Source organism: Roseomonas rosulenta (assembly GCF_016106005.1).
Taxonomy (GTDB): Bacteria; Pseudomonadota; Alphaproteobacteria; order Acetobacterales; family Acetobacteraceae; genus Neoroseomonas; species Neoroseomonas rosulenta.
The window spans coordinates 1-6565 of the sequence record NZ_JACADR010000249.1 but is presented as its reverse complement, the minus strand read 5'-3'; the positions used below and the strand labels follow the sequence as shown (position 1 = coordinate 6565).

The following is a 6565-nucleotide window of genomic DNA, read 5'->3' as shown; positions in this document are numbered from 1 at the left end:
GTGACGGCCACCGGCGCAGGGGCGGGCCTAGGCACGGGCGCCGCAGCCGGCGCGGCCACGGCAGGCGCGGGCGCCGCGGAGGGCCCGCGCGACAGCGCCGCCTCGATATCCGCCTTCACGATCCGCCCGTTCGGCCCAGACCCCGTCACGCGGGAAAGATCGAGCCCCGCCTGCTGCGCCATGCGCCGCGCCAGCGGCGAGGCGAAAACGCGATCACCGCCAGAAGGCGGCAGCGGCTGCGGGTTCAGCGCCACCGGCGCGACTGGTGACGGCGCGGGCGCGGTCGGTGCCGCGGCGGGTGCGGCTGCGGCGGCGGGCGCAGCGCCGGCCACCGGGACCGCCTCGCCCTCCTCGACCAGCACCGCGATCGGGTCGTTCACCTTCACGCCCTGGGTGCCGCCGGGGACCAGGATCTTGCCGAGGATGCCCTCGTCCACGGCCTCCACTTCCATGGTCGCCTTGTCGGTCTCGATTTCGGCGATCACGTCGCCGGCCTTCACGCGCTCGCCTTCCTTCTTCAGCCAGCGCGCCAGGTTGCCCTCCGTCATGGTGGGGGAGAGCGCCGGCATCAGGATGTTGGTCGCCATCTGCTGATCCCCCTTACTTGTAGGTGACGCGCTTCGCCGCATCGACCACCTGATCGAGGCGGGGCAGCGCGAGCTTCTCGAGATTCGCCGCATAGGGCATCGGGATGTCGAGGCCCGTGACGCGCACCGGCGGCGCGTCCAGGTGGTCGAAGCAGGTCTCCATGACCTGCATCGCCACCTCGGCGCCGATGCCGGCATAGGGCCAGCCTTCCTCGAGCGTCACCAGGCGGTTGGTCTTGCGGACGGATCGCGCGATCGTCTCGGTATCCAGCGGGCGCAGGGATCGGAGGTTCACCACCTCCGCGCTGATGCCCTGCTCGGCGAGCTTCTCGGCCGCCTGCATCGCCATGCCGACCATGATCGAGAAGGCGACGATGGTCACATCCGTGCCCGGCCGCTCGACCTTGGCCTTGCCGATGTCGAGGACGAAGTCCTCTGCCGTCGGGCAGTCGAAGGTCTGCCCGTACATGATCTCGTTCTCGAGCACGATGACCGGGTTCGGGTCGCGGATGGCGGCGCGCAGCAGCCCCTTGGCATCCGCCGCGCTCCAGGGCGCAACCACCTTCAGCCCCGGGCAATGCGCGTACCAGGACGCGTAGCACTGCGAATGCTGCGCCGCCACGCGCGATGCCGCCCCGTTCGGCCCGCGGAAGACGATCTGGCAGCCGAGCTGCCCGCCCGACATGTAGAGCGTCTTGGCCGCCGAGTTGATGATCTGGTCGATCGCCTGCATCGAGAAGTTGAAGGTCATGAACTCGACGATCGGCTTGAGCCCGGTGAAGGCTGCGCCCACCGCCATGCCTGTGAAGCCGTGCTCGGTGATGGGCATGTCCATCACGCGCTTCGGGCCGAATTCGTCGAGCAGCCCCTGGCTGATCTTGTAGGCGCCCTGGTACTGGCCGACCTCCTCGCCGATCAGGAAGACATCGCGGTCGGCGCGCATCTCGGCGGCCATGGCGTCGCGCAGCGCCTCGCGCACCGTGATGGGCTTCATCGGGCCCCAGTCGCGCTCGGGCTGCATCTCGGGCGCGCGCGGCGCCGCGGGGACGGTGGGGTCCGCGCGCTGCGCGGTGCCGGCATCGGCGATCATCTTCTCGTTCTCGCGCGGGTTCTTGTTGGTGATGCCGTGCATGGTCTGCGCGGCCGCGCCGCCGCCGGCGCCGCCATCGAGCTCGGCGATCGGGCTGTTCACCTGCACGCCTTCGGTGCCCTCGGGCACCAGGATGGCGCTGATGGTGCCCTCGTCGACCGCCTCCACTTCCATCGTGGCCTTGTCGGTCTCGATCTCGGCGATCACGTCGCCGGACTTCACCGCATCGCCTTCCTTCTTGAGCCAGCGCGCGAGCTTGCCCTCGGTCATCGTGGGCGAGAGGGCGGGCATCAGGATCACGGCGCCCATGTCACTTCGCCTCCACCAGCACGTCGGTGAACAGTTCGGATTCCGGCGGTTCGGGCGATTGCTGCGCGAAGTCGGCGCTGTCCTGCACGATCGCCTTCACCTCGTCGTCGATCACCTTCAGCTCCGCCTCGGTTACCGCGAACTGATCCACCAGCACCTTGCGTGCGGTCTCGATGCAGTCGGACGTCTCGCGCATCTTCTGCACTTCCTCGCGCGTGCGGTACTTGGCGGGGTCGGACATGGAATGGCCGCGGTAGCGGTAGGTCTTCATCTCCAGCAGGTACGGCCCCTTGCCGGCGCGGCAATGCGCCACCGCGCGCTCGCCCGCCTCGCGCACCGCGATCACGTCCATGCCGTTCACCTGCTCGCCCGGGATGCCCCAGGCCGCGCCGTTCTGCGACAGGTCGCGCGAGGCCGAGGCGCGCTCCACGCTCGTGCCCATGCCGTACTTGTTGTTCTCGATGACGAAGATGCAGGGCAGCCTGAACAGCGCCGCCAGGTTCAGGCTCTCGTAGACCTGGCCCTGGTTCGACGCGCCCTCGCCGAAATAGGTGACGGCGACATGGTCGTTGCCGCGATACCAGTTCGAGAAGGCGAGCCCGGCGCCGAGTGAGACCTGCGCGCCGACGATGCCATGTCCGCCGTAGAAGCCCTTCTCGCGCGAGAACATGTGCATGCTCCCGCCCTTGCCCTTGGAATAGCCGCCGATGCGCCCGGTCAGCTCCGCCATGACGCCGCGCGCCTCCATGCCGGTGGCCAGCATGTGCCCGTGGTCACGGTAGGAGGTGATGACCTGGTCGCCCGGCTTCAGCGCCATCTGCATTCCGACCACGACCGCTTCCTGGCCGATATAGAGGTGGCAGAAGCCGCCGATGAGACCCATGCCATAGAGCTGGCCGGCCTTCTCCTCGAAGCGGCGGATCAGCAGCATGTCGCGATAGGCGCGGAGCATGTCGGCGCGGCTGATCGGGGGCTGCTTCGCCTTCCCGCGGCGCTTGGGGCTGGTGTCGGCGGCCTGGGCCATGCGGTGCTCCCTCCTTATCTGGCAGTTTGTGCCACATAAGGCCGGCGCGAGCGTCCGCGCAAGCGACGACAGACGAAAAACCGTTCTTTTGCAACGCAATACGGCAATTAACCGCATTGTAGTTAAGTCATTGTCAGTCCTGATGAAGGCGGTCAGCGCCGTCATTTTATTGCTCAGCCCGTCGCGGGCGCTGCGCGCAACGTCATGCGCGCGCGCCCTGCAGGACAGAAACGATGCGCGGGCACGCCGCTTCGGACCGCGGCTCTGGTGGCGCCGGTCTCCCGACGGGGCGCGATGCACCCGGCCAACCCGCGCAACACGCGATGGAGCATCCCCGCAATGCCGGTCGGCGCAACGCCGTCGATCCCGATCGCGCACTTCTCGGCGCTGATCCACGCCAGCCGAGGCTTCGGGGCGCGCAGGCGCCACGACTTCGACCCGGTCGGCGTCGCCCGGCAGTACCGCCGGGGCGGCGGGCTTCAGTAGAGCCGGCGATCCGCCGGGAAGGGCACCACGATCTCGTCCCGCCCGGCCATGTTCAGCAGCGCGCGCGCGCGTTCGTCGAGCTGATCGCGGTCGAGCCGGTCGCCGCGCAGGCCGGTGACGCGGCGCTCGATCGCGTCGCGCTCCGCCTCGGCCCGCGCCAGCTCGGCGCGCGCGGCAGCGATCTCCGCGATGCGCTGCTCGCGCGCAATCAGCCCGCGCTCGCCATGCATGGCGTGCCAGACGAAATAGCCCGAGACCGCCAGGAAGACGACCGGCAGGGCAAGGGCGTTGATGACGCGCTTGATGAACCGCAACAGGGGGCATCCAGGACGAAGCGACACGGGATTCTAGGCGCGGGCGCGACTCGGTGTCACCCGCTTCGTCCAGGAAATCGCGTCGGGCATGATGTTTTTTGCACCGGCGCGGCCTGCGGGACTCACGCCCTGTCACGACAGGCCGGCGCCGGGTGCGGATTGCCCCGCCGCGGCGCAGTTCTGAACGCTACGTCAGCGCGGCGCAGCGGCCAGGCCCCTGGTCCGCTGCGACGCGCCGGTGGCGGTCTCAGCGGCGCAGCACGCCCCGCCCGGCATAGCGCGCCGCCGGCCCCAGCCCCTGCTCGATCCGGATCAGCTGGTTGTACTTGGCGAGGCGGTCCGAGCGCGACAGCGACCCCGTCTTGATCTGCCCGCAATTCGTGGCCACCGCGAGGTCGGCGATGGTCGCATCCTCGGTCTCGCCCGAGCGGTGCGACATCACGGCGCGATAGGCGGCGCGGTGCGCGGTCTCCACCGCCTCCAGCGTCTCGGTCAAGGTGCCGATCTGGTTGACCTTGACCAGGATGGCGTTGGCGGTGGCGCGCTCGATGCCCAGGCGCAGGCGCTCGGGGTTGGTCACGAACAGGTCGTCGCCGACCAGCTGGACCTTGCCGCCCAGCCGTTCCGTCAGCGCCTTCCAGCCGGCCCAGTCATCCTCGCTCATGCCGTCCTCGATCGAGACGATCGGCCACTTGGCGGTCAGCGCCGCCAGGTAGTCGACCATGCCGCCGGCATCGAGGGTCTTGCCCTCGCCCTCCAGCCTGTAGGCGCCGTCGTGGAAGAACTCGGTCGCGGCGCAATCCAGCGCGAAGACCACTTCCTCGCCCACGCGATGCCCGGCGGCCTCGCAGGCCTTGGCGATGAAGCCCAGCGCCTCGTCGGCGGAGCCGATGTTGGGCGCGAAGCCGCCCTCGTCGCCGACATTGGTGGAATGCCCGGCATCGTGCAGCGCCTTCTTGAGCGCCATGAAGACCTCGGAGCCCACCCGCACCGCATCCGCGACAGTGCCGGCGCCGACCGGCATGATCATGAATTCCTGGATGTCGATCGGGTTGTCCGCGTGCTTGCCGCCATTGATGATGTTCATCATCGGCACCGGCAGGGTGCGGGCAAACACGCCGCCGACATGGCGATAGAACGGGATGTCGAGATCCGCCGCCGCCGCCTTGGCCACCGCGAGGCTGACCGCCAGCATCGCATTGGCGCCGAGCCGCGCCTTGTTCGGCGTGCCGTCGAGCTCGATCAGCACCTCGTCGATCTTGACCTGGTCCTGCGCGTCCATGCCGGAGATGGCGTCGAAGATCTCGCCCTCGACATTCGCGACCGCCTTGAGCACGCCCTTGCCGCCGTAGCGCTTCCTGTCGCCGTCGCGCAGCTCGACCGCCTCATGCGCGCCGGTCGAGGCGCCGGAGGGCACGATGGCGTGGCCGCGCGCGCCGGTCTCGAGCACCACCTCGGCCTCGACCGTCGGGTTGCCGCGGGAATCGAGGACCTCGCGGGCGATGATGTCGGCGATGGCGGCCATGGGGCGTCCCTTCTGAGGTCAGACGCGGCGCGCGTAGCGGAGGCGCGGCCGGCGGGCAAGTCACCGCGCCCGCGAATGCGGACATCGGCCAGCGCCTGCAGCGCCGGCGTCCTCGCGCACGCCCGTGCCAGGCCTCGGAACGCGCTCCCGGGCACGATCCGAGCCGGGCGCTCGGAGACCGTTCGAGGCCGCGCCGCATCGCGCATTCTGGAGTTCGGCGCACGCCCGCTTCTCCACGCGGCCACCCCAGTCAGGATGGTGTCGTGGGTGACCGGGCGAGGGATCGCGCCGGTGCCGGCATTCCCCGGCGGTCTGTCAGCCCGGCTCCCGCTCGGGGCAGGACCATCGCCCGACAAGGTCGATCCGCCCCTCCCCGCCATCCTCCGGGCGCAGGCCGCGCAGCACGAAGCGGCCGGTCGCGAAGCCGCGCCCCGGCGTGACCTCGGCGGTGAAGTCGTCCTGCACGGCGCTGCCTTCCCAGGCGCGGCCGCCGGCCCTGGCCTGTACGCGCGCGGCGCGCGCCGGCCGCGGCCCGCCCTCGGCCTGCTCCATCGGGAAGGAGAGGCGGAAGCCGTCCTGCCCGCCGGCGGGCGCGACCACGATCTCCCACAGCATGAAGTGGATCGGCGCGCCGCCCGTCCCGAAGCCGCTGACATGCAGCCAGCCGCAGCTGTTCGCGGCATCCGGCCGGCGGCTCTCCCGGATCGTGTCCCGCAGCGCGCCGGTGACGCCGGCCTCGACGAGGATCGCGCGCTCCGGCGCGGCGGCGCATCCCGCAAGGCCGCAGGGCAGCGCGAGCAGGCCCAGCAGCAACGCGCGGCGGGCCAGGCGATCGGCGATGGCGGTCACGCGGAGGGCCTCCGGTCCGAGGGTGGCTGGGGGCGCCGACGCAAGGTATTCAGCGCGCCTGGCCGAGCACGCCCTGGAAGCGCGCCAGCGCCGCCTGGAAGGCCGCCACACCCGCGGCATCCTCCGCCCCGGCGGCGGCATGGGCCGGCGGCAGGTCGCCCAGCAGGCGCACCACCTCGGCCGCCGGCAGGTCGAAGCCATCGGCGGCAAGGGCGGCCTGCACGCGGTTCGACAGCGCCAGGCGCTGGGTCGGGTCCATGCGCTGGCCGGTGGCGAGCAGGCCGCGCTGCGCGTCGCGCCAGGCCTCGTGGCGCTGCGCCAGCACGCCACGCAGGCCGGCGCGCGCATCCTCGCCCATCACCGCCTGCAGCAGCGCCACAC

Annotated in this window: 7 protein-coding genes; all 7 read right to left on the bottom strand. The window is 70.8% G+C overall.

Annotation, left to right across the window (positions count from 1 at the left end; translation table 11 throughout):
• Positions 1-587, bottom strand: a 587-nt coding sequence (locus tag HW578_RS21065) for a biotin/lipoyl-containing protein (RefSeq protein WP_198372680.1), incomplete at its 3' end; no start/stop codon positions are given.
• A gap of 13 nt (positions 588-600) precedes the next feature.
• Positions 601-1986 carry a pyruvate dehydrogenase complex E1 component subunit beta gene (locus HW578_RS21060; protein WP_198372679.1) on the bottom strand — a complete coding sequence of 462 codons (1386 nt, stop codon included), beginning with the start codon at positions 1984-1986 and terminating at the stop codon, positions 601-603.
• 1 nt (position 1987) lies between these two features.
• Positions 1988-3010 (bottom strand): pyruvate dehydrogenase (acetyl-transferring) E1 component subunit alpha, encoded by a 1023-nt coding sequence (gene pdhA, locus HW578_RS21055; RefSeq protein ID WP_198372678.1) that lies wholly within the window; start codon positions 3008-3010, stop codon positions 1988-1990.
• Between the two features lie 479 nt (positions 3011-3489).
• On the bottom strand, positions 3490-3810 hold the full coding sequence (locus HW578_RS21050) for an FtsB family cell division protein (protein ID WP_198372677.1): 321 nt from the start codon (positions 3808-3810) through the stop codon (positions 3490-3492).
• Between the two features lie 247 nt (positions 3811-4057).
• On the bottom strand, positions 4058-5335 hold the full coding sequence (gene eno / locus HW578_RS21045; protein WP_198372676.1) for a phosphopyruvate hydratase: 1278 nt from the start codon (positions 5333-5335) through the stop codon (positions 4058-4060).
• A gap of 315 nt (positions 5336-5650) precedes the next feature.
• Entirely contained in the window at positions 5651-6184 is a 534-nt protein-coding gene (locus HW578_RS21040; RefSeq protein ID WP_198372675.1) for a hypothetical protein, read from the bottom strand.
• 49 nt (positions 6185-6233) lie between these two features.
• Positions 6234-6565 (bottom strand): hypothetical protein (locus HW578_RS21035; RefSeq protein ID WP_198372674.1); only part of this gene is annotated, 332 nt, incomplete at its 5' end.

Coding starts and splice junctions, on each gene's coding strand:
- HW578_RS21060 (WP_198372679.1), bottom strand. CDS start 1,986: ATGGGCGCCGTGATCCTGATGCCCGCCCTCTCGCCCACGATGACCGAG.
- pdhA (WP_198372678.1), bottom strand. CDS start 3,010: ATGGCCCAGGCCGCCGACACCAGCCCCAAGCGCCGCGGGAAGGCGAAG.
- eno (WP_198372676.1), bottom strand. CDS start 5,335: ATGGCCGCCATCGCCGACATCATCGCCCGCGAGGTCCTCGATTCCCGC.